This is a genomic window from Paraburkholderia kururiensis JCM 10599 = LMG 19447 (genome assembly GCF_003986935.1).
GTDB lineage: Bacteria > Pseudomonadota > Gammaproteobacteria > Burkholderiales > Burkholderiaceae > Paraburkholderia > Paraburkholderia kururiensis.
The window spans coordinates 1-3,443 of the sequence record NZ_RJZE01000070.1 but is presented as its reverse complement, the minus strand read 5'-3'; the positions used below and the strand labels follow the sequence as shown (position 1 = coordinate 3,443).

Here is a 3,443-nt window from a genome sequence, read left to right as displayed (position 1 = left end):
AGCCTCCTTCCCCGCTCCCGTCATCCAGGCCGAAGCGTTCGAGCGCGGCCTCCGCCTCGCGCAGCAGCGCAAGGTCGACGGGCTCGCGCGCGGCGTGGCCCATGAAGTACGCCAGGTAGACCACGCGGAACAGCATGGCCACCTGTTCGACGCCGCCGTGGCCCTGCCTGAGGGCTGCCAGCGCGAGGTGCTGTTCGAGCGACAGGGCGCGCGCCCTCGCGGCCGGCAGCGGCAGCAGCTGTTCGCGCGTGAGCGGCCGGCGCGCGGCCTTGCGGGAAGGAGAAAAATGACGGCTCATGATGGAAAACACCGGGCAGGCGCGGCAGGGGAATCATCCGGCGACGGCACGCCGCCGGCGACGAAGGTGGTCTCGCGCACGCCCATCCACGGGCCGGCCACCAGCAGGCCATCGCGTTCCACGACCTGGCGGCGCAGCGACACCAGGCGGCTGCACTGGCCACACTTGCCGGGCACGATCCCGGGCACGTCGAAGCGCACCCGGCGCGCCCCGCACCACGAACACGGCATGTTCGCGTCGGGGCGCGCGCAGGCGCGGATGCGCGAGGCCAGATCCCCGGACGGATCGGGCTGGGCGCAGCGCCGCTGGAACTCGCGTACCAGCCGCGCCGTGATCATCGGATCGGTATCGATCATCGCCGCGAGCTGCGTGAGGGGCAGCGGCAGCGCCAGATAGCGGATCAGCCGCCGCTGCCGGTGGGCGATGCGGTTGCGGGTGAAGGGCGTGCCCGTGCGGCGGTTGAACTGCACGCCGCAGCGGCCGCACTGGAAGCGCGGCAGGCCCCGCACGATGCCCTTGCGCCGCGCGCCCGTGGCGCCGCACGCCGGACACGGCGGCAGCGGTTCGTGACGCGTCGAATGGATGCCGTCGAAGTCGGCCAGCAGCGTGGCGCTCAGCAGGCGGTCCTCGACCACGTCGCCGCCATCGGGCGCCAGCCGCGGCGCGCGGACCGCGGTCGCCCGTCCGCCGGGCCGGACCTGGGCCTCGTAACGGCCTTCGGGCTCGAGCCCGGGCAGCCAGCGGCGCAGCACCCGCACCGTGTCGCCGGCGGCCGCCTCGCCGATGCCCAGCCGCGCGGCGGCCTCCACGCAGCTCAACGGACGGGGCAGCAGCCCGACCAGCGCGTCGATGTGCAGCCGCAGCGGCCGGTGGCTGAGCGGCGTGCCGCTGAGCCGGCTGAAATGGCAGCCGCAGGCCTCGCACCGGAAGCACGGCAGCGGCCCCGTGCGCAGCCGCGCGTAGCCCTTCTTCGCGATCTTCATGCCGCCGCAGCGTGGACAGGGCGGCACCGGCCGGCAGTCCGGCGACATCAGCCGGGCCACCACGCCACGCAGGAAGGCGACCATTTCGGCGGCGTCGCCGGACAGCACGTCGTCCGGCGCGGGAAAGGGCATCGGTTGCGATGTCATGGTCTCAGAACTGTCCGGTGAACTGGAAGCCCAGCGTCACGCGTGCGGTGTTGAACCGCGCCGGCTTGTACACCGGCGTGCCGGCGAACAGGTCCCAGGCGTAGGTGCCGAAGCGGGTCGGCACCGCGCCACGAATGCCGATCACCGCGCCGGCCAGCTGCGTGCCCGCGAGAAACGCCGTGCCGGGGCCGTACACGTGACCGTAGTCGAGCCCCGCATAGACGCTCTGCCCCGTCTGCCCGATGGGCGCCTGCAGCTCGTTGCGCCAGTAGAAGCCGCGTTCGGCCGCGAGCATCGTCTCGCCATCGAAACCGCGCACCGTGTAGCGGCTGCCGATGGTCAGGTCGTCGATGTAGAACAGCGTGTTGTTCGTGAACTGGCCGTGCAGCGTCGTCACGTAGCGCAGGTTCTGCCCCGCCACCGAGAACGGCACCGAGAGGTTCGCGTCGAGCACCGCCATGTGGAAACGGTACGTGGGACCGCTGTCCGATGACGTATCCGGTGTCGCGCCGAGCCAGCCGATGCCCTGCCGGTACGCGAGCGTGCCGTCGAACTGCGCGGTGCCGAAGTAGTGCCGGTCCGTGACGCCCGCCTCAATGAAGGTGTTGTCGCGGCGCTGCGAGGGAATCTCCGTGTCGTCGATGAAGTTCGCGCCCCAGCGCTTCGTCAGCTGGAACTCCACGCCAAGGACATCGTTCTGGCTGCGCCTCACCACGCGCTGCAGTTTCACGCCAAGGGTCTGGGCGTTGCCGCTCGACACGAAGGTCTGGTTCACGCCCGCGATGGGCTGGTAGTACGTGTTCGTGTTGCCCGAGACCGTCGCGGTCCAGTAGCCCCACGGCACCGAGTAGAAGCTGTTGAAGCCGTGGGAACCCAGGCGCTTGTCACCAAACTCCAGGTCCTGGCTCGCGCCGATGTTGAAGAGGTCGTTCAGTCCCAGCGGGTTGTCGATGCCAAGCGACAGGTTGCCCTGCAGCTTCCCTGTCGCCCGCGTACCGGAGTTGTCGACGGAGGCGACCACCGTCCACGGCTTCGCGCGCTTCACGCTGATGATCACGTCGCTCTCCCCGGGCACGTCCGTCGGCTCAACCTGCATGTTGACGTCCTGGCTGGGCACCCGCTTCATCTGTTCGAGCCCCTGTTCGAGATCGCGCAGGTTCAGCAGGTCACCGCCGCGTGCGGGAAAGGCTGACTTCCATGTGCCGCGCATGGCGGGATCAGCAAAGTGCAGTTCGCGGATCACGCCGGGCACGAGCGACAGGCGCAGCGCGCCGGTCGACAGGTCCTGTTCGGGCACCAGCACGCGCGTGGTGACATAGCCACGGCTGAGGATCAGCTGCGACAGGCCCTTTACGATCAGCTCGACGCCCTGTTTGCCGAAACACTCGCCTTTGTAGTGCTCGAGCCATTCGCGCGCGAAAGCGAAGCGGTCCATCGGAAGCGCCGAGGCACCCTGAGCTCGCACGGCGTCGGGCAGCGTGGCAGGCACGTCGAGCGCGAACGTATCGACGCGGAAACACGGCTGCTCCGTCGGCAGATCGGGCCACGCGCCAGCGGCTGGCGCGGTGGAGCGCACCGCGGGCGCGTTGACCGTGCGCTCGCGCTGCTGGGCCTCGCGCTGCTGCTCGATGAGCTGCTGTTGCTGGGCCGCGCCGCGCGCGGCGTTGGCGACGTCAGGCGGCGTTGGTGAAGACTGCGCCATGGTGTTCACGGCGACAGCCAGCATCGTCGCCGGTACGAGGGCGACATTCCATTTGCGTTGCATTGTTCTCTTGTCCCTGCCAGTCTGAGACCATCTTTAGCCACTCGGGCTGCTTACGGTCCGGTCTTCTTTTCCATTGCGTCCGGTGGCGCCGGACATTTCGGTGCGTACTGTGATTCGACCAGCTCATCGAGCCCGTTTGCGTCAATGTGGTGGATGGTGATTGAGCAGTTGTATGAGCGCCGGCCGCTTCGTTCCAGTGCGAGGAACACGTCGTAGTCCTGACCCGCCACAGGCGTAAAGCTCACGTCGG

The 3,443-nt window shown here is 69.2% G+C and carries 2 protein-coding genes and 2 pseudogenes; all 4 read right to left on the bottom strand.

Annotated features, from left to right (window positions below; all coding sequences use genetic code 11):
- Window positions 1-298, bottom strand: a pseudogene (locus tag PKKP23_RS33110) (hypothetical protein); the annotation flags it as partial.
- The gene (locus PKKP23_RS33105; protein WP_240659273.1) at window positions 295-1,428 is read right to left on the bottom strand and encodes a DUF746 domain-containing protein; all 1,134 of its coding nucleotides are present in this window, start codon (window positions 1,426-1,428) and stop codon (window positions 295-297) included. The gene PKKP23_RS33105 and the pseudogene PKKP23_RS33110, both read right to left, overlap by 4 nt.
- A 4-nt stretch (window positions 1,429-1,432) precedes the next feature.
- Complete coding sequence (locus tag PKKP23_RS33100) at window positions 1,433-3,154, bottom strand: ShlB/FhaC/HecB family hemolysin secretion/activation protein (RefSeq protein WP_420873271.1); 1,722 nt, start codon at window positions 3,152-3,154, stop codon at window positions 1,433-1,435.
- A gap of 89 nt (window positions 3,155-3,243) precedes the next feature.
- Window positions 3,244-3,443, bottom strand: a pseudogene (locus PKKP23_RS34370) (hypothetical protein); the annotation flags it as partial.

What these genes read in the sequence shown, in the direction of transcription:
- PKKP23_RS33105 (WP_240659273.1), bottom strand. Translation starts at nt 1,428, where the DNA reads ATGACATCGCAACCGATGCCCTTTCCCGCGCCGGACGACGTGCTGTCC.
- PKKP23_RS33100 (WP_420873271.1), bottom strand. Translation starts at nt 3,154, where the DNA reads ATGCTGGCTGTCGCCGTGAACACCATGGCGCAGTCTTCACCAACGCCG.